Origin of the sequence: Limnohabitans sp. Bal53, assembly GCF_003063355.1 — a bacterium.
GTDB lineage: Bacteria > Pseudomonadota > Gammaproteobacteria > Burkholderiales > Burkholderiaceae_C > Limnohabitans_A.
In genome coordinates this window covers 258,103-281,723 of record NZ_NESH01000001.1, presented here as the reverse complement: position 1 = coordinate 281,723, position 23,621 = coordinate 258,103, and the positions used below count along the sequence as shown (strand labels likewise).

Genomic DNA, 23,621 nt, shown 5'->3' with positions numbered 1-23,621 from the left:
CAAACTGGACTCAGCCGAATGGACAATGGATTCGGATTCAGACTGACGAGCTGAAACAAGCATCACCGACCCCGCAAAAACAGCGCATCCAGATCCCGCATGGACATCTGACGCCAGGTGGGGCGGCCATGGTTGCACTGGTCGGAGCGTTCGGTCTCTTCCATTTGACGCAGCAAGCCATTCATTTCATCGAGGGTTAAGCGGCGGTTGGCACGCACTGCGCCGTGACAGGCCATGGTCGCCAGGATCTCGTTTTGGGCACGTTGCACTACCGTGCTGGCGTCGTGCTGGGCCAACTCGGCCAGCACGCTGCGGGCCAGCTCCACCGCATCGCCTTGCGCCAGGCTGGTGGGTACGGCGCGCACGGCCAAGGTCTTGGCCGACAGGGGCGAGATTTCCAGGCCCAGTTGCTCCAAAGCCTCAGCGCAGGCTTCGGCCGTGGCCACTTCGGTCGGCGTGGCGGCAAATGTGGCGGGGATCAAGAGCGGCTGGCTGGCAATTCGAGGGCCATCGCTGCTTTGCGCGTTGAGCTGGTTTTTCAGGCGCTCGTAGACGATGCGCTCGTGCGCGGCGTGCATGTCCACCACCACCAGGCCTTGCTTGTTTTCGGCCAGGATGTAGACACCATGCAGTTGGGCCACGGCGCGGCCGAGGGGCCAGGGGGTGTCATTGGAATTTGCGCAGGGCGAGCTTTGATCGCGGTCGGAGACCGCTCCTACAGGGGAGGGGGATGCTGCATTGCGGTCGGAGACCGCTCCTACGGGAGTGGGTTGTGTGTTGTGGGAACGGTCTCTGACCGCGAAAGGGGATGGCCAACCAGCCGGTGCGGCTTCCTGAACACCAAGGTCTTCGCTGTGCTCAGACGGGTTCCACAGCGCCTTCAGATCCGCCATAGCGCGGTCGCCGTCCACGCGGGGTCGCACAAAATCGGCGGGTTTGTAGCTGGGGGCCGAAAAGGTCGAGGGACCAGGTCGCTCAAAGGCCATACCCCCTTGCTGCCAGTTGGCCGACTCGGGCAGGGCTTTGGACGCAGGGGCTTTCAGGTCAAAAGCCTTGTCGGCGTCGCTTGGCGCATCGGTCAGCAGGTGGGCACGTGGCGCAGCCAGCGCGTTTTCCAGCGCATGCCGTACCGCTTGGTGCACCGCGCGGCTGTCCCTGAAGCGCACCTCGATCTTGGTCGGGTGCACGTTCACATCGACCAATGTGGGGTCAATCTCCATGAACAGCGCGTAGGCCGGTTGTTTGTGGCCGTGCAGCACGTCTTCGTAGGCACTGCGTGCGCCGTGCATGACCACCTTGTCCCGCACAAAACGGCCATTCACATAGGCAAATTGGTGGTCGGGGCGGGAACGGGCGGCATCGGGCAGTCCGGCGCGGCCCATGACTTTGAGCGGCCCGGCGTGGTAGTCCACGGCAATCGACTGCGCCACAAACTCCTCGCCCAGCACATCGGCCAGGCGCTGTTCCAGGCCCGCAGCGCCCGGGTGCACGCGCCACTGCTCGACCAGCTTGCCCTCGTGCCAAATGGCAAAGCCCACATCGGGGCGGGCCAAGGCGTGGCGGCGCACGGCTTCAATGCAATGCGCCAGCTCGGTGCTGTCGCTTTTCAAAAACTTGCGGCGGGCGGGGGTGGAGAAAAACAGCTCTTTCACCTCCACGGTGGTGCCCACGGCGCGGGCGGCGGGGCGGATCTCGCCCGTGCGACCGTCCAGCGCAAAGGCCGTGGGCTGGCCGTCCATGCGAGAAAGCAGGGTGAGCTCGGAGACCGAATTGATGGCGGCCAGCGCCTCGCCCCGGAAGCCCATGGTCATCACTGATTCCAGCTCATCGAGGTTGCCGATCTTGCTGGTGGCGTGGCGTTTCAAGGCCGTGGCCAGCTCGTCGGGGGCGATGCCGCCACCATCATCTTCCACCGAAATCAGCCGCGTGCCGCCGCCCATCAGGCGAAGCGTGATGCTGCGAGCGCCTGCGTCCATGGCGTTGTCCACCAGCTCGCGCACGACCGAGGCGGGGCGTTCAACCACCTCGCCAGCAGCGATCTGGCTGATCAGTTCATCGGGGAGTTCGCGGATGGGGCGGCGCGCGTTCGCCGGGCTGGATGAGGTGGTCACTTTTCGATTGTAGACATCCCTGACCAGAGGCCAGATGCCCATGCCCACAGCACCCAGACAAAACGGCCGTCTCGAGGCATTTGGCCAATGCTGCTACCGCAAGTCACCAGGTCAATGTTGTCATCGCGAGGCACAAGGCAATCCATGGACTGCCGCGTCGCTGCGCTCCTCGCAGTGACGGGGGGTTGGGTCAACTGCGCTACTCGCGGTGACGGGGGCAACTGCACGTTTGGCCGTTACGGGGGCAACTGCCCGGATGGCTGTGCAGTGGTTTGGGGTGGGCAGCGTGCCTTGCGTTGGCTTATTCGCCGAAATTCAGGGGCAGTCCCACGTAGTTTTCGGCCATGGTGCGCGAGCCGGCTTCGCTGTGCACCAGGTAATCGAGTTCCGCGTCCTGGAACTTCTGGCCGATGTCGCCGTTTTCCGGGAAGTGGTGCATCAGGCTGGTGAACCACCATGAAAAGCGCTCGGCACGCCAAACACGTCGCAAGCAGCGCTCTGAATAAGCATCGATGCCCGCGTCGGTTTTGTCGGCATAAAACTCGATGAATGCGGTGGACAGGTATTTGACGTCGGTGGCGGCCAGGTTCAGGCCTTTGGCGCCGGTAGGCGGCACGATGTGCGCGGCGTCGCCCGCCAGGAACATGCGGCCAAAGCGCATGGGCTCGGTCACAAAGCTGCGCAGCGGGGCGATGCTTTTTTCGATGCTGGGGCCGGTCACCAGATGTTCGCGGGCTTCGGGGTCCAGGCGGTGGCGCAACTCGGTCCAGAAGGCGTCGTCAGACCATTGCTCGACCTTGTCGGTGGTGGGCACTTGCAGGTAGTAGCGGCTGCGCGTGGCGCTGCGCTGTGAGCACAGGGCAAAGCCGCGTGTGCTGTTGGCGTAAATCAACTCATGGTGCACCGGAGGCGTGTCGGACAGCACACCCAACCAACCAAACGGGTAGACCTTTTCGTATTCCTTGATCGCGTTTTTGGGTGCAGTGGCGCGGCACACGCCATGAAAGCCGTCGCAACCGGCAATGAAGTCGCACTCGATGGTGTGCAACTGGCCGTTTTTTTCATAGGTCACGCGGGGCTTGGAGCTGTCGAAATCGTGCACCTGTACGTTGCCTGCTTCGTAGACCGTGGGCAGACCTTCAGCCTGGCGGGTGTCCATCAGGTCGCGGGTGACTTCGGTCTGGCCGTAGACGATGACTTTTTTGCCGCCCGTGAGGCGGTCCATGTCGATGCGGTGGCGGGCGCCTTTGAACAGCAAATCAAACCCCGTGTGCACCAAACCTTCTTTGTGCATGCGCTGGCCCACACCGGCTTCGTCGAGCAAGTCCATCGTCACTTGTTCCAGCACGCCCGCACGGATACGCGAGAGCACGTAGTCGGGGCTTTGGCGCTCGACGATGACAGCGTCGATGCCCGCTTTGAAGAGCAACTGGCCCAGCAACAAGCCGGAAGGGCCTGCGCCAACGATGGCCACTTGGGTGCGGGTGGTGCTCATGGGTGTCTCCTGAAGTTGGTCAATTCAATCCCTTAAAGCTTAATAGACGGTGAAAGTGGTGCCAGAGCGGGTTGATGAAGTTTGTGCGATAAAAAGTTAATTTGTGCGATGATCGCGCAAAATGACCTGTATCAAAAATGATCTTGCAGTCCGACCTTTGCAGCTTGGGCTTGTTGATTCGAGGTGCTCCCATGACGATCGCTAAAGCAGACTACATCGAAGGCTTGGCCAAGGGGCTGGCTGTGCTGGAGGCTTTTGACACCGAGCGTCAACGCTTGAACGCGACCTTGGCCGCGCAGCGCACGGGCATCACGCGGGCGGCGGCGCGGCGGCATTTGCTCACGTTGGCCGAGCTGGGTTATCTGGAGACCGATGGCTCGCATTACTGGTTGTCGGCGCGGGTGTTGCGTCTGGCGGGCAGTTACATGGCCACTTCGCGTTTGCCTCGCACACTGCAGCCCACACTCAACCGCTTGGCCGCGCAAACACAGGCGGCCTTCAGCGCGGTGGTGCGCGATGGCGATGAATGCGTCATTGTGGCCCGCAGTGCGGGCGTGGCCGAGCCGGTGCGGCACTTGGCCTATGGCCTGCACTTGGGGGCACGCTTGCCAGCGCATGCCACGTCCACCGGGCGGGTGCTGCTGGCCAGCTTGCCCAAGGCCGATTTGGCCGCTTGGCTCAAGGGCCGAGAGTTGGCCCGCATCACGCCACAAACCGAGGTGAACATCGCCCGTTTCAAGGCCATGATCACGCAGGTGCGCCAAGCAGACCACTGTTTGGCCCGCGAGGGACATGAGCTGGGTATCCATGCGCTGGCGGTGCCGCTGCGCAACATGCAGGGGCGGACATTGGCCGCGCTGAATGTGGTGGGCACAGCGCAGCAGTTGAGCGATGCCGCGGTACAGCACAAATGGCTGCCACTGTTGCAGGAGTCAGCGCGAGAGTTGCGTCCTTTTTTGTGACCCGTTCAATCGTCTGTGAACAGCAACTGCCCTTGCAAGCCCAGACCGGTTTCTTGAGCCAATACGTTCTGGTTCAGGGCAGGTTTCCCCCCTGCCTTGACCAACGAGCCCACCCTGACACCCAGCAGACGAATGCGCCGTTCTAGCTGAACGCGCTTGAGGCACTGTCCTGCCACTTGCCGGATGCGTTTGGCATCAGCGGTGGAGTCGCTCAGGCTTTGGTCGCGCGTCACGGACTGAAAGTTGTCGTAGCGCAGTTTGATGCCGATGGTTTTGCCTTCATAGCCTTTGCGCTGCAAATCGGCTGCCACCTGCTCGCACAGCCGAGTGAAGATGGCCCCAAGTTCTGCACGGTCGCGAACGGCGTGCAGGTCGCGCTCGAACGTGGTTTCGCGGCTCATGCTGACGGGCTCGCTCTCGGTTTCCACCGGGCGGTCGTCGCGGCCCCAGGCCGCTTCGTGCAGCCAAGCACCGTAGCTTTTGCCAAAGTTCGCCATCAACCAAGGCAGCTCGCGAGCGGCCAGATCGCCGATGGCGTGGATGCCAAAGCCCTTGAGCTTTTCATCGGCCTTGGGGCCCACGCCGTTGATCTTGCGGCAAGCCAGCGGCCAGATCAGGGTTTGCAGGTCGGCCTCGTGCACGACCGAGATGCCGTTTGGTTTGTTGAACTCGCTGGCCATTTTGGCAATCAGCTTGTTGGGGGCTACGCCCACCGAGCAGGTCAGGCCCGTGGCCTCAAAAATGCTTTTCTGAATCAATCGCGCCAGAACACGCCCGCCTTCGCGCTGGCCGCCGGGCACGTTGGTGAAGTCGATATAGACCTCGTCCACCCCCCGGTCCTGCATGACGGGGGCGATCTCAGTGATGATGTTTTTGAAGGTGCGCGAGAAGTGACGGTAACGCTCAAAGTCCACCGGGAGCATGATGGCCTGCGGACAGAGCTTGGCGGCTTTCATCAATCCCATGGCAGAGCCGACCCCAAACTGCCTGGCCGCATAGGTGGCGGTGGTGATGACGCCGCGCCCGGTGTAGCCATTCAAGCGTGGGAAAAAATCCACTGGAATGCGGTCCAATCGCTCGCCAATGGTCTCTTCGGTCCACTCGTCCTCGGGGTAGGCCGCTTGCAGCTTGCCCAGCAGGTCGTCTTCTTTGCGCCTGCCGCCACCAATGACGACCGGCATGCCTTTGAGCTGCGGGTAACGCAGCAACTCGCAGGACGCGTAAAACGCGTCCATGTCGAGGTGGGCAATGCGCCGGGGCAGTGGCGAAGAGGGCGTTGTGTCGGTCACCCTTGAAGCATAGCGTCAGCGCAGGGCTTCTCTTGCAGCAAAAGGGCCCCAGCGGGGTTTTTAGGCGGTCGGAAAAGTGCCGGGCAGCAAGATGTTGGTGCCCACGTTCTGGATGTTGGTGTGGCCGCAAAAGGCCATGGTCACGTCCAGCTCTTTGTGGATGATTTGCAGCGCTTTGGTCACGCCTTCTTCGCCCATGGCGCCCAGGCCATAAACCATGGCGCGGCCGATCATGACACCTTTGGCACCCAGCGCCCAGGCTTTGAGTACATCTTGTCCACTGCGGATGCCGCCGTCCATCCAGACTTCGATTTGGTCGCCCACGGCCGCCACGATGGCCGGCAAGGCTTCGATGCTGCTGGGGGCGCCGTCGAGCTGGCGGCCGCCGTGGTTGCTCACCACAATCGCGTCGGCCCCGCTGGCCACGGCCAGTTTGGCGTCTTCCACGTCCATGATGCCCTTCAAGATCAGCTTGCCGCCCCATTGCCTCTTGACCCAGGCGATGTCTTCCCAATTGAGCGTCGGGTCAAACTGTTCGTTGGTCCAAGAGGCCAGCGACTTCATGTTGGTCACGGCTTTGACGTGTCCCACCAGGTTGCCAAAGGTATGGCGCTTTGTGCCAGCCATGCCCAAGCACCAGCGCGGCTTGGTCATCAGGTTGATGATGTTGGCAACCGTGGGGCGGGGTGGCGCGGTCAGACCATTTTTCAGGTCTTTGTGGCGCTGGCCGATCACCTGCAAATCGAGTGTGAGCACCATCGCACTCACGTTGGCAGCCTTGCAGCGGTCGATCATGCGGGCCATGGCCTCGCGGTCTCGCATCATGTAGAGCTGAAACCAGAACGGCGCTTGGGTGTGGGCAGCGATGTCTTCGATAGAGCAAATGCTCATGGTCGACAGCGTGAAGGGGATGCCGAACTTCTTGGCCGCCATGGCGGCGTGCATTTCGCCGTCGGCGTGCTGCATGCCAGTCAGGCCCACCGGGGCGATGCACACGGGCATCTTGGTGTCGATGCCGACCATCTTGGTGGCGGTGGTGCGGTTTTCCATGTTCACCGCCACGCGCTGGCGCAGCTTGATCTTGTGGAAGTCCGTTTCGTTGGCGCGGTAGGTGCCTTCGGTCCAGGAGCCGCTGTCGGCGTAGTCGTAAAACATGCGCGGCACGCGTTTTTCGGCCAAAACGCGCAGGTCTTCGATGTTGGTGATCACGGGCATGACTTGTCTCCTGCAGGGGGTAGGGCGGTTTTTGAAAGTGCCCCATCGTAGCCGCAGGCCTTGGCGGGGGCTGTGAAACTTGAGACAGCCCGTTTGAAATTTATTGTGGAATTGCCGTCGCCCTCAGCTGCAGCTGACGCTGCCGCAACCCGACATGGTCACGTTTTGGATGGCCGAGGGGTCGGCCAGGGTTTCGGTCACGCTGTCAAAGCCCACGGATTTGAGGTGTGCAGCCAGGCCAGCGTCCATGCTGCCCGCGTGCCCCGGAAACCACTCGGCCAGTGCTTCGGCCATGCGGGTGATGATGGTGGGGTCGCTGTCCAGGTAGTGGGCTTCGACCACGCGCATGGTCTCCAATATCGTGGCGTGATGCTCCGCGTGGCAGTTGTCGGCCGAAAACCCTGTAGCCAACATCCAGCGCTCTTCTTGTGCGAAGTGCTCGACCGTGTGGTTCAAAAATGCCTTGTAGAGCGGCAGCTGCTGGTCTTCGGGGGTGGCCAGAATCTGGTTGATCATGTCCACAAACTCTTGGTGCGTTTCGTCCATGCGGGCGTCCCCCGTGTGGAGCGAGTCGGTCCAGAGCATCAAGTTGGGGGCTGCGTCGGGTGTTGCGGTGGTGGTCATGGCGTTGAAGTGAACAAGACTGCACAAAATAACGCCTGATTATCACGCCAAGGCTGCGGCCCGCAGTCCTGGGGGGCATTCAGGACCCAGGCGCCTTTTCAGGGTTCGGTGATTTGCAGGTGAGCCAAGCCATACAGAGGCCCGCCCGTCCAGGGGCTCAGACACATCTCGGCCCAACAGCAAGCGGGACCATAGGCTTCGGCCACCGTGTGTTGCGCCAGCAGCTCAAGTCGGGGGTGCAACCGGGCCACTTCCAGTCCGTTGTGGGCACCCCATAAAAACTGCGCCCCACTGCCCGACACGCTGGGGGCCAAAGCCCAATGCACAGTGGCGTCATGAAGTCGCACACCAGCTCAGAGCCTTCGGGTGCGTTTTCGCCAATCTCTTGCAGCACGGCCTTGACCTGTGTGGGCGTGAGGTACATCAGCACGCCTTCGCAGACGAGCAGCAGGGGTGCATTGGCATCGCGCACGCTTGCGGGCAGGCGCTGCACCATCCCGGTTGGCGCAGGTCCATGTGCCCGTTTTGCGCGGTGTCCGAGTGCGGGTTCAGCAGTTCATGGCGCATCGCCACCACCGGCTCTAGATCCACATCCAGCCAGTGGTTGTGCCCGTTGTCCAGCCACTGAAAATAATCCGACAATCCCGCGCCCAGATTGATGCCCACAGCCCCAGGGTGTTGCTGAAAAAACGCATCGCCTATTTGTTTGATCAAACGGGTGCGCCAAAGCACATTGAGCACCGAGGCGCGGTCCTGCAGCAGCGAGTCCATCGCCAGAGGGTTGTTTCGCAGCACCTGCTGCGCCTGTGTGTCTTGAGGGTCCAGCCACGGGTAAATTTTGGCCCCACGCGCCCTGGCCACCAAAGGCACCCACAGTGTGCTGGGCACCGCGTCCAAAGTGGGGATGCTGCGTGAAGGGTTCGCTTGTCTCATGGCCTGTCTCATTGTGGTCTGAACCCTGCTTTTTAAAAGTGCTCAGCAACCGTGTGTCTGATGCAGGTCAAAGTCCGGGCCATCTGGCGCAGGTGTAGACCTTTTTGGTCATGCGCCCACGGCCCGAACAACGGCCTGTAAGGTCTGAGGGCTTATAAAAGCCGATATGGTGTTGACCTTCGTCAAGTCACTCTCCTAGAACAGCACCATGGATTCCGTCACACAAGTACTTTTGGGCGCCTCAATTGGGGTGGCTGTCATGGGGCGGCGCACCGCGCTTTGGAAGTCGGTCCTGTGGGGCGGCGTGGCGGGCCTGCTGCCCGATCTGGATGTGTTGCTGGACCACGGCGATCCGATCTTGAACATGATCCGGCACCGCGCCGAGACGCATGCCTTGCTGTTACTGACGCTCTTTGCGTTCCCGATGGCCTGGGCGGTGAGCCGCCTACACCGCCAGCCGCAGCTCTATGGCCGTTGGTGGTGGGCGCTCATGCTGGCGCTGGTCACGCACCCCTTGTTGGACCTGATGACGATTTACGGCACCCAGGTGTTCCAGCCCTTCACCGACGAGGCCTATGGTTTGGGCAGCATGTTCATCATCGACCCGTTGTATTCACTTCCCTTGCTGGCGGGCGTGGTGGCGGCGCTGCGTGTCAAAACGGTGGGGCGTGCTTTGGCCATCAACGGCTGGGCGTTGGCGTTCAGCACCGCTTACTTGGCCTGGAGTGCGCTGGCGCAATGGGGGGTGACGCAACACGCCCGCCAGTCTTTGCAATCACAAGGCCTGCCCAGCCAGCAGTTGATGGTGACCCCCGCGCCCTTGAGCACCTTGGTGTGGCGCGTGGTGGCGCTCGATGGTGAGCGCTTTCACGAAGGCTTTTATGCCCTGATGGATGGCGGGCGTGCCATTCGCTTTGTGGCGCACGAGCGCGGTGGGGCGTTGGCTGCGCAAAACGCCGCCCACCCGCAGCTGCAGCGCTTGGATCGGTTCACCGACGGGTTTTTCAAGTTGCAGCGCCAAGGCGATAGCCTGGTTGTGACTGACCTGCGCATGGGGCAGGAGCCCGAATACGTGTTCTCTTTTGACATCGGTCCCCCACTCGCAGCGGGCCAACCTTACCCTGTGTCTGAGCAACTCAGCCGCCGCATAAATGTCGACCAAGGCCTGCAATGGTTGGGTCAGCGGATGCGGGGTCGCGATGTGCCCCCTCCAGGCTCGGCCAGGCCTTAGGCCACGCAAGAAGTCGCTTGAGGAGGCTTTTCAAAGGGACATACCCCCGGGCCTTTTTGCCAAGGGTGATGGTGCCCTCTATCCAGTCAACAGACAGGCCGACGAGGACAGGGGTTGCTGGCCTACCCAGGAACCGTGGACTCTGGCGTCCAACGCACCCCGCAACACGGGTGACAGGTTCTTGGGGGGCATGGGTTTAACCTCTGGCGTGCATCGTCTTTGTCAAGGACCTCAACATGAAAACCACCACCCTGGGCAAAAGCCCCCTGAAAGTGTCCCGCCTGTGCTTGGGCAGCATGATGTTCGGCGACCAGACGCCGCTGGAAGATGCACGCAGCATCGTCGCCGATGCGCAAGAAAAAGGCTGTAATTTCATCGACACGGCCGATGTTTACATGCTCGGAAAAACCGAAGAGATCGTGGGCCAGGTGCTCAAGGGGCAGCGTCATCACTGGGTGTTGGCCAGCAAGGTGGGCAACCCCATGACGTCCCAGCCCAACTGCCAGGGTTACTCGCGCAGCTGGATGCTGCGGGCTTGCGAAGACAGCTTGCGCCGTCTGGACACCGACCACCTGGACATTTATTACCTGCACCGCGACTACAACGGCATGGACCTGGAGGAGCCCCTGCGGGGCATTGAGGCTTTGCTGCGTGACGGCAAGATCCGCTATTGGGGCGTCTCCAATTTCCGTGGCTGGCGAATTGCCGAAATGGTCAACCTGGCCCGCCAGATGAACATGCCCGCGCCGGTGGTGTGTCAGCCTTATTACAACCTGCTCACCCGCTTGCCCGAAGTGGAAATTTTGGAGGCCTGCGGGCACTACGGCCTGGGCGTGGTGCCCTACAGCCCGATTGCACGCGGCGTGCTCACGGGCAAATATGCACCTGGCCAAACGCCCGCCGAGGGAAGCCGGGCGGCGCGTGGCGACAAACGCATCATGGAGACCGAGTTCCGCCAAGAGTCGCTGCACATTGCGCAAACGCTGCGCCAGCATTGCGAGGCCAAAGGCGTCTCGCTGGCGCACTTTGCCACCGCCTGGGTGCTGGCCAACCGCTACGTGAGCGCGGTCGTCGCAGGGCCGCGCACGCTGGCGCAGTGGCAAGACTACGCCGGTGCTTTGGAGGTGACCATCACCGCCGAAGACGAGGCCTTGGTCAACCGTCTGGTGGCTCCGGGCCATCCGTCGACACCGGGTTACAACGATCCGTCTTATCCGCTGAACGGGCGTTGACCGCGCTTAGAACATCCGTGCAATCAAAGCGCCTTTGGCCGGGCCATCCATAGGAATCCACACTCTGAGCGGGCTGCCTGGGGCCACCTCGATGGCTTCCCCTTTTTCGCTCTTCATCTGCGTCAGCGGCACCTTGCGGTTGCCGCTGGGGTGGATGATTTCGATCGTGTCCCCCACCGAGAATTTGTTCTTGGTCTCGACCAGCGCCCAGCCTTCGCCCACTTCACGCACTTCACCCACAAACTGGCTGCGGTGGCCGACCGAGTGGCCGGTTTCGTAGTTTTGGTAGTCCTGCGCAGGACGGCGCTCCAAAAAGCCCGAGGTGTAGCCGCGTGAGGCCAGGCCGTCGAGTTCGCTGATGAGTTCGGGGTTGAAGGGGCGACCGGCCACCGCGTCGTCGATGGCGCGGCGGTAGACCTGCGCGGTGCGGCTCACGTAATACAGGCTCTTGGTGCGGCCTTCGATCTTGAGCGAGTCCACGCCGATCTTGACCAGGCGTTCGATCAACTCGACCGCGCGCAAGTCCTTGCTGTTCATGATGTAGGTGCCGTGCTCGTCTTCCATGATGGGCATGAGCGCACCGGGCCGGTTGGCTTCTTCGATCAGGTACACCTTGTCGGCGGCCGGGTGGCGCTGGCCGTCGCCGCAGGCCGAGAAGTTTTTCTCGGCGGCTTCTTGCTCTTGCTCAAAGCTGAAGTCGCCGTCCATCTTGATCGGTTTGACTTCGCCGGAGTCGGTCTCGTCGGTGGCTTCTTGGGTGCCGTAGCTCCAGCGGCAGGCGTTGGTGCAGGTGCCCTGGTTGGGGTCGCGCCGGTTGAAGTAGCCCGACAGCAGGCAACGGCCCGAGTAGGCAATGCACAGCGCGCCGTGCACAAACACTTCCAGCTCCATGTCCGGGCATTCCTGGCGGATTTTCTCAACCTCGTCCAGGCTCAATTCGCGTGACAAGATGATGCGGGTCACGCCCATTTTTTGCCAAAATTTCACGGCCGCCCAGTTGACGGTGTTGGCCTGCACCGACAGGTGAATCGGCATATCGGGCCACTTTTCACGCACCATCATGATCAGGCCAGGGTCGGCCATGATCAGCGCGTCGGGCTTCATGGCAATCACCGGCTCAATGTCGCGCAGGTAGGTGCGTACCTTGTCGTTGTGCGGCAGCAGGTTGCTGGTGACAAAAAACTTTTTGCCCCGTGCGTGGGCTTCGGCAATGCCGATGCCGATTTGCTCCAGCTTGAATTCGTTGTTGCGCGCCCGCAGGCTGTAACGCGGCTGGCCTGCATAGATGGCGTCGGCACCAAAGTCGTAGGCGGCGCGCATTTTGTCGAGTGAGCCGGCGGGCAATAAAAGTTCTGGGGATTTGATCGTCGTCATACCCTGCAATTGTCCAATTTTTAGAACGTACTGCGGCCGGGGCACAATTGACGAATGACAAGAGACATGCACAAAAAAGTGGTGATCGCAGGCGGTGGCATCGGCGGCTTGGCTGCTGCATTGGCCTGTGCCCGGCAGGGCCTGCCTGTGCAATTGTTGGAGCGGGCCGCTGCGTTGAGCGAGGTGGGCGCGGGCATCCAGATCGGCCCGAATGTGACGCGCATTTTGCAGGCCTGGGGTTTGGGCGATGCGCTGGCACAGGTGGCGGCATTCCCTGAGCAGTTGCAAGCGCGCGATGCGCAAACTGGGCAGGTGCTGGGCACCTTGCCTTTGGGCGAGCGGGCACAGACACGTTACGGCGCGCCTTATGCCACCATCCACCGCGCCGATTTGCAGGGCTTGCTGCAAAGGGCGGGCCAAGGCGCAGGGGTGGACCTGCGGCTGGGGCAGACCGTGCAAGGCTGGCAGAGCAGCGAAACGGCTTTGCAAGTGAACACGGTGGAAGGCCTGAGTCTTCAGGCCAGCGCCTTGATTGGCGCCGATGGCGTGTGGAGCAGGGTGCGCCAGCAACTCTTGGGCGATGCCCCGGCGCGCTTTACCGGGCACCTGGCTTACCGGGCGCTGGTGGCGCAGGCCGATTTGCCCGCGCACCTGCGCAGCGACCAAGTCACCGTCTGGATGGGGCCGCGACTGCATGTGGTGCATTACCCGGTGCGCTGTGGGCAATGGCTCAACTGTGTGGCCATCGTGCACGGTGCGAAAGCGGACCCAGCGCAAGACTGGGACCAGGCTGGGAACAACCAGGCGCTGATGCAGGCCATGGGCGCGGTGGGCCGTGATTTGCACGAGCGTTTGGCATCGGTGCCCGCTTGGCGACAGTGGGCGCTGCACGACCGAGCGCCCGTGAGCGGGGCCGGCGACATGGTCCAAGGCCGCGTGGCTTTGCTGGGCGACGCGGCCCACCCGATGCGGCCGTATTTGGCGCAAGGTGCGGGCATGGCCATCGAAGATGCACAGGCCTTGGCGCAGTGCTTGAGCGCGGGCAACGCGACAGTGCCCGCGCAGCTGCAGGCCTATGCCCAAGCTCGTTGGGCGCGCAACGCCCGCGTGCAAGCGCGCGCCATCCGAAACGGCCGCATCTTCCACGCCCAAGGCGCTGTGGCGTTGGGGCGCAACCTGTCAATGCGGCTCATGGGCGAGCGTGTGATGGATGTGCCTTGGTTGTACGGAGGTGGGCCCCCAACAGACCTCTGAAAGCCGAGATTTCAAGTCAGAACAGGGGGCTGAATTCACATCACAACCCGCCAAAACCAAGCCTTTGCCGTTCATCAGATTTCCCCTGTACATTCGCTGGCGCGCATTGAGATGCACTCAGACACATTCAAATTTTCAGGGACATTTTCATGACACCAAGCCAATCGAACCCATGCACTGGAGCTTGGGTGCGCACCGCCTGCATGAGCGCGGTGTTGGCCTTTTCTTGGCTCGCACCCAGCGCGTGGGCACAAAGCACCGATTTATCGGCCTGCATGGCAGAGCTGCGCCCGGCTGCTCGTACAGGCAAGGTGAGTGACGCCACCTGGGCGCGCCACACAGCGGGGCTGCAGGCCGACTTCAGCGTGATTGAAAAGTTGAACTTTCAGCCCGAATTTCGCACCGCCATTTGGGATTACATGTCGGCCCTGGTGGACGAAGAGCGCGTGGCCGATGGCCAAGCCCGCCTGACTGAGCATCGCCAGGCGCTCGAACGGGCAGAGCAACGTTTTGGCGTGGATGCGGCCACGGTGGTCGCGGTCTGGGGTGTGGAGAGCAATTTTGGTCAGACCTTTGGCAAATACCCGTTGGTGCAGGCGCTGGGCACCCTGGCGTGTCACGGTCGGCGGCAAAGTTATTTCCGGGGTGAGTTTTTCTCGGCGCTGCGCATTTTGCAGGCCGGACACATCGCACCCGAGCGTTTCGTGGGCTCGTGGGCGGGGGCCTTTGGCCACACCCAGTTCATGCCCAGCACTTTCGAGCGCTTGGCGGTGGACTTTGATGGTGATGGGCGCGCCGACCTGATGGACAGCAGCGTGGACGCGCTGGGCTCAACCGCCAACTTTTTGGCGCGTGCGGGTTGGCAAAGTGGCTTGCCTTGGGGCATCGAAGTCAAGCTGCCTGCAGGCATTTCCTTGGCAGGCGAGGGCCGCCGGGCCAAGCGCCCTGTGGCCGATTGGGCCGCACGGGGCGTGCGCCGGGTGGACGGCTCGGCCTTGCCCGCCAATTTGGGCTCGGTCGGTTTGCTGACGCTGGCGGGGGCCAATGGTCCGGCCTTTTTGGTCACGCGCAACTTTGACGCGCTCTACAGCTACAACGCGGCCGAAAGCTATGGCCTGGCCATTGCCCACCTGAGCGACCGCCTGCGCGGCGCTGGCCCCTTCGCCACGCCCTGGCCCACCGATGACGCGGGCCTGTCCCGCGCCGAGCGGCGCGAGTTGCAAGGTATGCTGGTGATGCGTGGCCATGACATCGGCCCCATTGACGGCATGTTGGGCGACAAATCGCGCGAGGCGATCCGCGCCGAACAAAAGCGCTTAGGGCTAGACGCCACTGGCCGAGGTGGCCAAAAAATCCTCAAGGCTTTGCGCGGCGGGTGATTCACCCGGGGGCTGGGCTCACACCTTGAGCGGCAAAGCCCTCAGCCTTTTGCCCGTCAAAGCAAACAATGCATTGCCCACCGCTGGGGCCAGCGGCGGCACGGCCGGTTCACCCACGCCTGCCGGGTGGCGGTTGCTGGGCACGATGTGGGTTTCCACAACCGGTGCCTGGCTGAGCGTGACCATGGGGTAGCTCGGAAAATTGCTTTGCTGCACCACGCCGTCCATGATGTCGATCTGCCCGAACAAAGCAGCGCTCAGGGCGTAGACCACACTGCTTTGCATTTGCTGGGCCACGGTGTCCGGGTTGACCACGGTGCCGCAGTCGATGGCACACACCACGCGGTGCACGCGGATCTGGCCTTGCTCGACCGAAACTTCGGCCACTTGTGCCACGATGGAGCCGAATGACTTGTGCAGCGCGATGCCTTGTGCGCGGCCTGCGGGTAAGGGCTTGCCCCAGCCTGCTTTGTCGGCCACCAGCTGCAACACGGCCGCATAACGCGGGGCGTCTTTCAACAGCTTCAGGCGGAAGGCCAGAGGGTCTTGTTTTGTGGCCAAGGCCAGTTCGTCGATGAAGCTTTCCGAGAAGAAGGCGTTGTGCGAATGGCCCACCGAGCGCCAGAAGCCAACGGGTACGCCCGACTTGGTGGCCACATGGCTCATGTGTTGGTTCAAAAAGCCGTAGGGCAAATCGAACAGGCCCTCGGATGTGGTTTTGTCGGGCATGTCGATGGGGCCCGACAGGTGCGGCGCGGCGCGTGCCATCCAGCGTGGGGTGATGGCGTCGCCTGCCGACTTGATGCGCAAGCTGCTGACTTCGCCCTGAGCGTCGATGGACGCCTGGAATTTGGCCAGGTGCATCGGTCGGTAAAAGTCGTGGGTCATGTCTTCTTCGCGCGACCAGACCAACTGCACGGGTGCGCCCTTGCAGGCCAAGGCCACTTGCACGGCCTGGCCGACAAAGTCGACCTCCAGCCTGCGACCAAAACCGCCGCCCAGCAGCGTCACATGCACGGTGACTTGGTCTTCTTTGACGCCCGCCACTTTGGCGGCCATGGCACGCGCCATTTGTGGCACCTGGGTGGGCACCCACACTTCGACTTTGCCGTCTTTGACCTGTGCGGTGCAGTTCATCGGCTCCATGGTGGCGTGGGCCAGATAGGGCGCTTGGTACAGCGCGTCGATGCGGCTGGCCGCCGTTTGCTCGGCCTTGAGTGGCAGGCCTTGCTCGTGGAAGGTGAAGCCGCTTTCGGTGTTCAGGGCCTTGAGCAGATCGGCCTGGATGCGGGTGGTGTCTACGGCACCTGATGCACCTGATGCACCCGCAGCAGCTGTGGGCCACTGCACCTTCACGGCTTGTGCGCCTTGGCGGGCCTGCCAGGTGTTGCTGGCCACCACGGCCAAACCGCCTGTGCCACCGCCCCAAGCGTCCAGCGCTACCACTTGGCTCACGCCTGGCAAGGCCAGTGCGGCCTGGGTGTCCATGGGGGCGGCTGCGCCACCCAGCACCGGGTTCATGCGCACGGCCGCAAACAGCAGGCCGGGTAAGCGCATGTCCATGCCGAACTGCGCCTGGCCCATGACTTTGGCTGGGATGTCGCTGCGCGCAGCGCTTTGGCCGATCAGCTTCCAGTCCGCGCGGGCTTTGGGTGTGATGTTGGCCGGGGTGCTGCCTGCTGCCGCTGCACCCATTTGGCCGTAATGCGCCTTTTGGCCGGAGGCGTGTTGCATCACGCCGTCGCGCACGGTGATCTCGCTGGCGATCACCTTCCAAGCGGTGGCAGCGGCCTGCACCAGGCTGGCGCGTGCGGTGGCGGCGGCCATGCGCAGCGGCTCCCACAGGTCGGCCACCGAAGACGATCCGCCCGTGGCGTTGATGCCCAGCTCGCGGGCGATTTTGCCCACCATCCACTCGGCCAGTTTGATCTTGGCAGGTTTGTGTTCGCCCTCACTGTCCAGCGGGTGAAAGGGCAGGCTCGCCAACAGCATGGCCACGTTGCCGTAAATGCTGTCGGCCCCGGCTTGCTCCAAGCGCACGCGTTCCAGTGGCACATCCAGCTCTTCGGCCACCAGCATGGCCAGCGCGGTGTGCACGCCTTGGCCCATTTCGCTGCGCGGCATGGCCAGCACCACCGCGCCATCGGCGGCAATCTTGATCCAGCCATTCAGTGCCACATCGCCTTGTGTGGGCAGCATCAATTCGGGCGAACCCAGGCGCGAGCGGGCGGGCATTGCGCCCCAGCCCACCACGAGTGCGCCGGTAGCGCCCAGGGCGCTCAAAATCCAGGTGCGGCGTTTCATGCGGCACCGCCTTTCTTCATGGCAGCAGCCGCCCTGTGGATGGCCGCTCTCACACGTTGGTAAGTGCCGCAGCGGCACAGGTTGGTCATGGCGGCGTCGATGTCTGCGTCGCTGGGCTGGGGATTTTTGTCCAGCAAGGCGGCCGCGGCCATCAACATGCCGCTTTGGCAGTAACCGCATTGCGGCACCTGCTCGGCGATCCACGCGGTTTGCAGGGGGTGGGGCTTTTCTGCCGTGCCTAAGGATTCGATGGTTTTGATTTGTTGGTTCGCCACCGCAGACGTGGGTGTCACGCAAGAGCGCACGGGCTGCCCGTCCACATGCACGGTGCAAGCCCCGCAAGCGGCGATGCCGCAGCCGAATTTGGTGCCGGTGAGGTTGAGTTCATCGCGCAGCACCCACAGCAGGGGCGTGCTGGGGTCAGCGGTGGCGGTGCGGCTTTGGCCGTTGATGTTCAGTTGCACGGTGTTCTTTGGGGGGTGTTGATGAGGCGTGATGTTAACGGTCTTGGGCATGCGCGCGCGGTGCCGAAGGGCTTTGACTTTGTGAGCGAACTCGCTGAGCGCGAGCTATCTAACCGCCCCTTCGCGGTCAGAGACCGCTCCTACAGGGGAGGGGGCTGTGTAGGAGCGGTCTCTGACCGCGATCAACCACACGGCACTTTCGCCCTCACAGTTGCGTGCGCAGTGTCCAGATTTCGGGGAAGAGCACGGTGTCCAGCATTTTGCGCAGGTAGCTCACGCCGCCGGTGCCGCCCGTGCCGCGTTTGAAGCCGATCACCCGCTCTACCGTGGTCACATGCCGAAAGCGCCACAGGCGGAAGGCGTCTTCCAAGTCGGTCAACTCTTCGCCCAGCTGGTACAGGTCCCAGTGTTGTTGGGGGTCGCGGTAGACCATGAGCCAGGCGTCTTCCACCGCAACGCTGGCCGGGTAGGGCTCTCGCCAATCGCGTTGGGTGTGGCTGCTCGGCACATCGAGGCCTCGGCGCTGCAACAGGCGCAGGCACTCGTCATAGAGCGACGGCGCTTCGTAGGCCGCCTGCACGGTGGCAGACAGATCAGGGCGGTGCGCGTGGGGCTGCAGCATGGCCGCGTTTTTGTTGCCCATCGCAAATTCGATGCAGCGGTATTGCCAGCTTTGAAAGCCGCTGGACTGCGCCAGATAAGGGCGGATGGCGCTGTACTCCGGCGGCGTCATGGTGGCCAGCACGTCCCAAGCGTGGACGAGTTGCTCCATGATCTTGCTGACGCGGGCGAGTTTTTTGAAGGCGTCGGGCAACTGGTCATTGGCGATGCCGCTCATGGCCGCTTGCAACTCGTGCAGCATGAGCTTCATCCACAGCTCGCTGGTCTGGTGTTGCACGATGAACAGCATTTCGTTGTGGTCGGGCGACAGCGGTTTTTGGGCGTTCAGGATGGCGTCCAGTTGCAGGTAGTCGCCGTAGCTCATGCGGCCATCAAAGTCGAGCTGGGCGTGCTCTTCGTGCACGATGCGCTCGCCAGGGGCGGCGCTGGCACTGTCCGTGTTGGTGTGGAAAGGGCAAGAACTCATGATGGGGCTTTCAGGTCACGGCGTGTTTTTGGGTGAATCGGGCGTCTTGCCATTCGCCGCTGGCCATCACCTGGCACAGCTGGTCTGCGGCGTTCCAGACGTCGGCATAGCCCACATACAGCGGCGTGAAACCAAAGCGCAGGATGTCCGGGTGTTGGCCGCCGTCGCCCGCCCTGAAGTCACCGATCACGCCGCGCGCGATCAGGGCTTGCACGATGGCGTAAGCGCCTGCGGCTCGGGTCAGGCTCACTTGCGAGCCGCGCAGGGCTTCTTCAGCCGGGGTGGCGATGCCAAAGCCGTGGCCGTGCAGGCGCGTGCGCACCAGCTGCATGAACAGGCCCGTGAGCGCCAGGGATTTTTGGCGCAGCGCAGCCATGCCGCCCAGCGACTCGGCGGCCAGAAAAGCGTCTAGGCCACAGTCGAGCGCGGTGAGGCTCAAGATGGGTTGGGTGCCGCACTGGTAGCGCGTGATGCCTTGGGCGGGTTGGTAATCGGGCGTGAAGGCAAACGGTGCGGCATGGCCCCACCAACCGGCCAGCGGTTGCCAAAAGCGGTCGGTGTGCTGTGGGTGCACCCATACAAACGCAGGCGCACCGGGGCCACCGTTCAAGTATTTGTAGCCGCAACCCACCGCAAAGTCGGCCCCCGAGCCGTTCAGGTCCACAGGCACCGCGCCCGCGCTGTGCGCCAAGTCCCATACGGTGAGGATGCTTTGGGCGTGGGCCTGTGCAGTGAGGGCCTGCATGTCGTGCATGGCCCCGGTGCGGTAGTTCACGTGGGTGAGCATCAGCACCGCCACATCGGCTTGCATTGCGGCCGCGATCTCATCGGCTTCGACCAGTTGTAGCGTGTAGCCGCGTTCTTTGCACAAAGCTTCTGCGATGTACAGGTCAGTTGGAAAGTTGCTGCGCTCGCTGACAATTTTGGTTTTGTGCGGGTGGTCGGCGGCGGCGATGTGCAGCGCTGCGGCCAGCACCTTGAACAGGTTGATCGAGGTGCTGTCGGCCGCGATCACTTCGCCCGGCTGGGCACCGATGACGTGGGCAATCTTGTCGCCCACGCGCTGGGGCAGAGTGAACCAGCCTGCGGTGTTCCAGCTTTTGATCAGATCGGTGCCCCATTCGTGTGTCACGGCATGGGCCACGCGGGCCGGGGCGGTTTTGGGCAGCACGCCCAGCGAGTTGCCGTCCAAATAAATCACGCCAGGCGGCAAATCGAATTGATCGCGCAGGGCGCGCAGCGGGTCTTGTGCATCCAGCAGTTCGCAGTCTTGCAGTGTGGGGGTGAGGTTCATCATGGGGGTGTTTTTCAAAGCGTGTTTCAAAGTTCGCGCAAGACTGCCCGCACGGGGCTGGCGTCAGCGGTCATGAGTTTGAGGGGCAGGGCGATCAGCTCGTAATCGCCTTCGGGCACGTCGTCGAGCAGCAGGTTTTCCAGCACGCGCAGGCCGCGATGGCGGATCGCCTGGTGGCTGGGCAAGGCTTTGCTGTCGGCCGGGTCGATGCTGGCGCTGTCGGTGCCGATCAGCAGCACACCCAGATCGGCCAGGTGCTGCACGCAGGCGGGGTCAAAGCCGGTGAGATGCGTGTCGAATTGTGTGAGCGGAAACTGGCGGTAAGTGCGCACCAGCACGCGTGGTGGCAGATCGGCCAGCGCGTGTTGCAAATGCGAGAGGGTGATCAGTGGGCTGGCGTTGAGCGTGTGGATGACGCGGCAGCGGCCCAGAAAGGGCAGCAGGTCCAAAGCGCCCACCGCCGCGCCTTGCGGGTCGTAATGCAACGGGGCATCGGCATGCGCGCCCACATGGGGCGACAGGGTGATGGCGCTCACGTTGACCGGGCAGGTGTTCGACAGCGTGGCCGCCCATTGCTGGGTGTAAGGCGTGTCGCTAGGAAAGACCGGGCTTTGCGCATCAACAGGCGGAGAAATATCCCAGAGTTTTTTCATGGTGAGCGAAGGTAGCACCACCCCAAAAACCGTGGTGTCGGTTATTTCCAACAACCAGGAAAAAGATCTTAGGCGTTCAGCGCAGACAGGCCGTGACGTCGCCTTGCTTGCTCGCAGGCGGGGCTGCCTTCTTCAAACTCGCGGCAGGGCGATGGCCGCCATTCGTAAATGCCGCAAATCGCTTTCTCGCCCGTTTTGCCATACAGCGCCGCACAGCGCGGCGGGCTGTGGTCGGTGCCGCGCATGCGGCAGGTGTGCTCGGTGATGGGCGAGGCCAAACCTGCGGGCACATCGCCGCCACCTTCTTCGTATTCGTACGCGGAAAAGTCCACCCGAAAACTCACGCAGCAAGCGCCGCAGGTGGTGCAATTGGACATGGGGTGAAATGGGGAATAGACCCCGGATCAAGTCCGGGGTGACAGATCAGGCGTTCACGCGGCCCAAGAGCAAAAACTCCATCAGTGCTTTTTGCACATGCATGCGGTTTTCGGCTTCGTCCCAGACCACCGATTGCGGGCCATCGATGACTTCGGCGCTGACTTCTTCGCCACGGTGGGCGGGCAGGCAGTGCATGAACAGGGCGTCGGGCTTGGCCACTTGCATCATGGCTTCGTCCACGCACCAGTTGGCAAAGGCTTTCTTGCGGGCCTCGTTCTCAGCTTCGTAGCCCATGCTGGTCCACACGTCGGTGGTGACCAGGTCGGCGCCTCGGCAAGCGTCTTCGGGGTCTTTGAAGATTTTGTAGCTGTCTGCGCTGCGCAAACCGGCCACAGCCTGGTCCACCTCGTACCCGCTGGGTGTGCTCAGGTGTACGGTGAAGCCCAGCAATTCGGCCGCTTGCAGCCAGGTATTGGCCATGTTGTTGCCGTCACCCACCCAGGCCACCACTTTGCCCTTCAGGCAAGACGGTTCGGGTTGACCTAGGGCGTCCAGGCCCCGGTGCTCCAGCAGGGTGAACAGGTCGGCCAGAATTTGGCAGGGGTGAAATTCGTTGGTCAGGCCATTGATGACGGGCACGCGCGAGTGCGAGGCAAAGCGCTCGATCTTGTCTTGGCCGTAGGTGCGGATCATGACGATGTCGGTCATGCGGCTGATCACGCGGGCGCTGTCTTCGATGGGCTCGGAGCGGCCCAGCTGGCTGTCGCCGGTGGTCAGGTGCACCACCGAGCCGCCCAGTTGGTACATGCCCGCTTCAAAGCTCACGCGGGTGCGGGTGCTGGCTTTTTCGAAAATCATGGCCAACGTGCGGTCGGCCAGTGGATGGTATTTTTCGTAGGCCTTGAACTTGCGCTTGATCTCGGCGGCGCGTGCAAACACATGTGCGTACTCGTCGGCCGTGAGATCGGTGAACTGCAGGTAGTGCCGCACGGGCACAGGTGGGGTCAGGCTCATGCGGGCTCCGACAAAAAGGTGGTGATCAGGGGCACCAAAATGGCGACCACTTCGTCGGCTTCGGCCTCGGTCATGATGAGCGGGGGCACCAAGCGGATCACGCTGTCGGCTGTCACGCTCAGCAGCAGGCCGGCTTCGGCTGCCCGCGTCCAAATGGCACCGCAGGGGCGGTCAAGTTCGACGCCCAGCATCAAGCCTTGGCCGCGAATTTCCTTGACGCCTTGAACGCCTGCCAGGGCTTTTTCCAGTGCAGCGCGCAGATGGTCGCCGACCCGAGCTGCGTTGGCCATCAGGCCGTCTTTTTCCATGATGCGGATGGTCTCGACCCCGGCCCGCATGGCCAGCGGGTTGCCGCCAAAAGTGGTGCCGTGGTTACCAGGCTGGAAGATGTGGGCGGCCTTGGGGCCAGCCACCACCGCGCCAATCGGCACGCCCGAGCCCAGGCCCTTGGCCAGCGGCATCACGTCGGGCACGATGCCGGCCCATTGGTGGGCGAACCATTTGCCCGTGCGGCCCATGCCGCACTGCACTTCGTCGATCATCATCAGCCAGTCTTTTTGGTCGCACAGGGCGCGCACTTGCTGCAGGTATTCGATGCGCATCGGGTTGATGCCGCCTTCGCCCTGGATGGTTTCCATGAACACCGCCACCACATTGGGGTTGCCTTCGGTGGCTTTTTTCAGGGCTTCGATGTCGTTGACCGGCACACGCACAAAACCTTCGAGCATGGGGCCAAAGCCTTTTTTCAGCTTCTCGTTGGCGGTGGCGCTCAGGGTGGCGATGCTGCGGCCATGAAAGGCTTTTTCGTAGACCACGATCTCGGGCTTGTCGATGCCCTTGTCGTGGCCGTATTTGCGCGCCAGTTTGATGGCCGCTTCGTTGGCTTCCAGGCCCGTGCAACAGAAAAACACATTCGTCATGCCCGACAACTCGACCAACTTGGCCGCCAGCACCTCGGCGTTGGGCACATGAAAGTAATTGCAGCTGTGGATCATTTTGCCCAGCTGGTCTTGCAGCGCGGGCACCAGATCGGGGTGGTTGTGGCCCAAGGTGTTCACCGCGATGCCGGCGAGGGCATCGAGGTACGGCTTGCCATTGACGTCCCAGACTCGGCAACCCTGACCATGGCTGAGTGCGATCGGCAGTCGGCCATAGGTGTTCATGGTGTGCGGTGAGGCGGCTTCAATGTGAGCGGACATGCGTGAACTCCTGAAATAAAAATCGGCCCAACGATGAAGGCCGCTGAAAGCAGATTTTAGAGGCAGAAAGGGCAGTGCTTGGCCAGTTCATTCCAGCCTTTCGCCAATGGGCTTGGGGACGCTTCAAGT

General features: G+C 62.6%; 21 protein-coding genes. 5 read left to right on the top strand and 16 right to left on the bottom strand.

The window, feature by feature from the left end:
* Positions 1–62: 62 nt before the first annotated feature.
* Positions 63–2,153, bottom strand: coding sequence for a DNA mismatch repair endonuclease MutL (gene mutL, locus B9Z50_RS01310; protein WP_370463040.1), 2,091 nt, complete (start codon positions 2,151–2,153; stop codon positions 63–65).
* 259 nt (positions 2,154–2,412) lie between these two features.
* Positions 2,413–3,606, bottom strand: a complete 1,194-nt coding sequence (pobA, locus tag B9Z50_RS01305) for a 4-hydroxybenzoate 3-monooxygenase (protein WP_108361900.1) — start codon at positions 3,604–3,606, stop codon at positions 2,413–2,415.
* Positions 3,607–3,797: 191 nt separating this feature from the next.
* On the opposite strand from pobA, the gene B9Z50_RS01300 reads away from it, so the two are divergent.
* Positions 3,798–4,568 carry an IclR family transcriptional regulator C-terminal domain-containing protein gene (locus B9Z50_RS01300; protein ID WP_108362482.1) on the top strand — a complete coding sequence of 257 codons (771 nt, stop codon included), beginning with the start codon at positions 3,798–3,800 and terminating at the stop codon, positions 4,566–4,568.
* Positions 4,569–4,573: 5 nt separating this feature from the next.
* On the opposite strand, the gene dinB is transcribed toward B9Z50_RS01300, so the two are convergent.
* From dinB to B9Z50_RS01275, 5 genes are all read right to left on the bottom strand, one after another.
* The gene (dinB, locus tag B9Z50_RS01295) at positions 4,574–5,803 is read right to left on the bottom strand and encodes a DNA polymerase IV (protein WP_233249763.1); all 1,230 of its coding nucleotides are present in this window, start codon (positions 5,801–5,803) and stop codon (positions 4,574–4,576) included.
* 114 nt (positions 5,804–5,917) lie between these two features.
* Positions 5,918–7,072 (bottom strand): alpha-hydroxy acid oxidase, encoded by a 1,155-nt coding sequence (locus tag B9Z50_RS01290; RefSeq protein WP_108361898.1) that lies wholly within the window; start codon positions 7,070–7,072, stop codon positions 5,918–5,920.
* A 123-nt stretch (positions 7,073–7,195) separates the two neighbouring features.
* Positions 7,196–7,696, bottom strand: a complete 501-nt coding sequence (locus B9Z50_RS01285) for a bacteriohemerythrin (protein ID WP_108361897.1) — start codon at positions 7,694–7,696, stop codon at positions 7,196–7,198.
* A gap of 157 nt (positions 7,697–7,853) precedes the next feature.
* Complete coding sequence (locus B9Z50_RS18125; RefSeq protein ID WP_108361896.1) at positions 7,854–8,192, bottom strand: class I SAM-dependent methyltransferase; 339 nt, start codon at positions 8,190–8,192, stop codon at positions 7,854–7,856.
* Complete coding sequence (locus tag B9Z50_RS01275; protein WP_108361895.1) at positions 8,120–8,629, bottom strand: hypothetical protein; 510 nt, start codon at positions 8,627–8,629, stop codon at positions 8,120–8,122. The genes B9Z50_RS18125 and B9Z50_RS01275 overlap by 73 nt, the downstream gene beginning before the upstream one ends.
* Before the next feature lie 208 nt (positions 8,630–8,837).
* Here B9Z50_RS01275 and B9Z50_RS01270 point away from each other — a divergent pair, with 208 nt between their 5' ends.
* Both B9Z50_RS01270 and B9Z50_RS01265 read left to right on the top strand, forming a co-directional pair.
* Positions 8,838–9,860 carry a metal-dependent hydrolase gene (locus B9Z50_RS01270; protein ID WP_108361894.1) on the top strand — a complete coding sequence of 341 codons (1,023 nt, stop codon included), beginning with the start codon at positions 8,838–8,840 and terminating at the stop codon, positions 9,858–9,860.
* A gap of 236 nt (positions 9,861–10,096) precedes the next feature.
* Positions 10,097–11,092 (top strand): aldo/keto reductase, encoded by a 996-nt coding sequence (locus B9Z50_RS01265; RefSeq protein WP_108361893.1) that lies wholly within the window; start codon positions 10,097–10,099, stop codon positions 11,090–11,092.
* 6 nt (positions 11,093–11,098) lie between these two features.
* Here the strand turns inward: B9Z50_RS01265 and yegQ are convergent, their stop codons facing one another.
* Positions 11,099–12,466 carry a tRNA 5-hydroxyuridine modification protein YegQ gene (gene yegQ, locus B9Z50_RS01260; protein ID WP_108361892.1) on the bottom strand — a complete coding sequence of 456 codons (1,368 nt, stop codon included), beginning with the start codon at positions 12,464–12,466 and terminating at the stop codon, positions 11,099–11,101.
* A 66-nt stretch (positions 12,467–12,532) separates the two neighbouring features.
* On the opposite strand from yegQ, the gene B9Z50_RS01255 reads away from it, so the two are divergent.
* Both B9Z50_RS01255 and B9Z50_RS01250 read left to right on the top strand, forming a co-directional pair.
* Entirely contained in the window at positions 12,533–13,720 is a 1,188-nt protein-coding gene (locus B9Z50_RS01255; protein ID WP_108361891.1) for an FAD-dependent monooxygenase, read from the top strand.
* 149 nt (positions 13,721–13,869) lie between these two features.
* The gene (locus tag B9Z50_RS01250; protein WP_108361890.1) at positions 13,870–15,099 is read left to right on the top strand and encodes a lytic murein transglycosylase; all 1,230 of its coding nucleotides are present in this window, start codon (positions 13,870–13,872) and stop codon (positions 15,097–15,099) included.
* Positions 15,100–15,117: 18 nt separating this feature from the next.
* Here B9Z50_RS01250 and B9Z50_RS01245 read toward each other — a convergent pair whose 3' ends face one another.
* The 8 genes from B9Z50_RS01245 to B9Z50_RS01210 form a co-directional block, all read right to left on the bottom strand.
* On the bottom strand, positions 15,118–17,403 hold the full coding sequence (locus tag B9Z50_RS01245) for a xanthine dehydrogenase family protein molybdopterin-binding subunit (protein ID WP_108361889.1): 2,286 nt from the start codon (positions 17,401–17,403) through the stop codon (positions 15,118–15,120).
* Positions 17,400–17,867: a (2Fe-2S)-binding protein gene (locus B9Z50_RS01240; RefSeq protein ID WP_108362481.1), complete on the bottom strand. Its 468-nt coding sequence runs from the start codon at positions 17,865–17,867 to the stop codon at positions 17,400–17,402. The genes B9Z50_RS01245 and B9Z50_RS01240 overlap by 4 nt, the downstream gene beginning before the upstream one ends.
* A gap of 205 nt (positions 17,868–18,072) precedes the next feature.
* Complete coding sequence (gene kynA / locus B9Z50_RS01235) at positions 18,073–18,954, bottom strand: tryptophan 2,3-dioxygenase (protein ID WP_108361888.1); 882 nt, start codon at positions 18,952–18,954, stop codon at positions 18,073–18,075.
* A gap of 10 nt (positions 18,955–18,964) precedes the next feature.
* Positions 18,965–20,251 (bottom strand): kynureninase, encoded by a 1,287-nt coding sequence (kynU, locus tag B9Z50_RS01230; protein ID WP_199221646.1) that lies wholly within the window; start codon positions 20,249–20,251, stop codon positions 18,965–18,967.
* Between the two features lie 23 nt (positions 20,252–20,274).
* Positions 20,275–20,901, bottom strand: a complete 627-nt coding sequence (gene kynB, locus B9Z50_RS01225) for an arylformamidase (protein WP_108361887.1) — start codon at positions 20,899–20,901, stop codon at positions 20,275–20,277.
* A 68-nt stretch (positions 20,902–20,969) separates the two neighbouring features.
* Positions 20,970–21,278: a YkgJ family cysteine cluster protein gene (locus B9Z50_RS01220; protein ID WP_108361886.1), complete on the bottom strand. Its 309-nt coding sequence runs from the start codon at positions 21,276–21,278 to the stop codon at positions 20,970–20,972.
* 46 nt (positions 21,279–21,324) lie between these two features.
* A complete protein-coding gene (argF, locus tag B9Z50_RS01215; protein ID WP_108361885.1) occupies positions 21,325–22,293 on the bottom strand; it encodes an ornithine carbamoyltransferase in 969 nt (322 codons plus the stop codon).
* Positions 22,290–23,492: an aspartate aminotransferase family protein gene (locus tag B9Z50_RS01210; protein WP_108361884.1), complete on the bottom strand. Its 1,203-nt coding sequence runs from the start codon at positions 23,490–23,492 to the stop codon at positions 22,290–22,292. Before B9Z50_RS01210 ends, argF begins: the two co-directional genes overlap by 4 nt.
* Between the last annotated feature and the right edge of the window lie 129 nt (positions 23,493–23,621).

What these genes read in the sequence shown, in the direction of transcription:
- mutL (WP_370463040.1), bottom strand. Translation starts at nt 2,153, where the DNA reads ATGGGCATCTGGCCTCTGGTCAGGGATGTCTACAATCGAAAAGTGACC.
- B9Z50_RS01300 (WP_108362482.1), top strand. Translation starts at nt 3,798, where the DNA reads ATGACGATCGCTAAAGCAGACTACATCGAAGGCTTGGCCAAGGGGCTG.
- B9Z50_RS18125 (WP_108361896.1), bottom strand. Translation starts at nt 8,192, where the DNA reads ATGGTGCAGCGCCTGCCCGCAAGCGTGCGCGATGCCAATGCACCCCTG.
- B9Z50_RS01285 (WP_108361897.1), bottom strand. Translation starts at nt 7,696, where the DNA reads ATGACCACCACCGCAACACCCGACGCAGCCCCCAACTTGATGCTCTGG.
- B9Z50_RS01220 (WP_108361886.1), bottom strand. Translation starts at nt 21,278, where the DNA reads ATGTCCAATTGCACCACCTGCGGCGCTTGCTGCGTGAGTTTTCGGGTG.
- kynU (WP_199221646.1), bottom strand. Translation starts at nt 20,251, where the DNA reads ATGATGAACCTCACCCCCACACTGCAAGACTGCGAACTGCTGGATGCA.
- B9Z50_RS01270 (WP_108361894.1), top strand. Translation starts at nt 8,838, where the DNA reads ATGGATTCCGTCACACAAGTACTTTTGGGCGCCTCAATTGGGGTGGCT.
- B9Z50_RS01265 (WP_108361893.1), top strand. Translation starts at nt 10,097, where the DNA reads ATGAAAACCACCACCCTGGGCAAAAGCCCCCTGAAAGTGTCCCGCCTG.
- kynB (WP_108361887.1), bottom strand. Translation starts at nt 20,901, where the DNA reads ATGAAAAAACTCTGGGATATTTCTCCGCCTGTTGATGCGCAAAGCCCG.
- pobA (WP_108361900.1), bottom strand. Translation starts at nt 3,606, where the DNA reads ATGAGCACCACCCGCACCCAAGTGGCCATCGTTGGCGCAGGCCCTTCC.
- B9Z50_RS01210 (WP_108361884.1), bottom strand. Translation starts at nt 23,492, where the DNA reads ATGTCCGCTCACATTGAAGCCGCCTCACCGCACACCATGAACACCTAT.
- yegQ (WP_108361892.1), bottom strand. Translation starts at nt 12,466, where the DNA reads ATGACGACGATCAAATCCCCAGAACTTTTATTGCCCGCCGGCTCACTC.
- dinB (WP_233249763.1), bottom strand. Translation starts at nt 5,803, where the DNA reads ATGGACGCGTTTTACGCGTCCTGCGAGTTGCTGCGTTACCCGCAGCTC.
- kynA (WP_108361888.1), bottom strand. Translation starts at nt 18,954, where the DNA reads ATGAGTTCTTGCCCTTTCCACACCAACACGGACAGTGCCAGCGCCGCC.
- B9Z50_RS01245 (WP_108361889.1), bottom strand. Translation starts at nt 17,403, where the DNA reads ATGAAACGCCGCACCTGGATTTTGAGCGCCCTGGGCGCTACCGGCGCA.
- B9Z50_RS01290 (WP_108361898.1), bottom strand. Translation starts at nt 7,072, where the DNA reads ATGCCCGTGATCACCAACATCGAAGACCTGCGCGTTTTGGCCGAAAAA.
- argF (WP_108361885.1), bottom strand. Translation starts at nt 22,293, where the DNA reads ATGAGCCTGACCCCACCTGTGCCCGTGCGGCACTACCTGCAGTTCACC.
- B9Z50_RS01255 (WP_108361891.1), top strand. Translation starts at nt 12,533, where the DNA reads ATGCACAAAAAAGTGGTGATCGCAGGCGGTGGCATCGGCGGCTTGGCT.
- B9Z50_RS01275 (WP_108361895.1), bottom strand. Translation starts at nt 8,629, where the DNA reads ATGAGACAAGCGAACCCTTCACGCAGCATCCCCACTTTGGACGCGGTG.
- B9Z50_RS01250 (WP_108361890.1), top strand. Translation starts at nt 13,870, where the DNA reads ATGACACCAAGCCAATCGAACCCATGCACTGGAGCTTGGGTGCGCACC.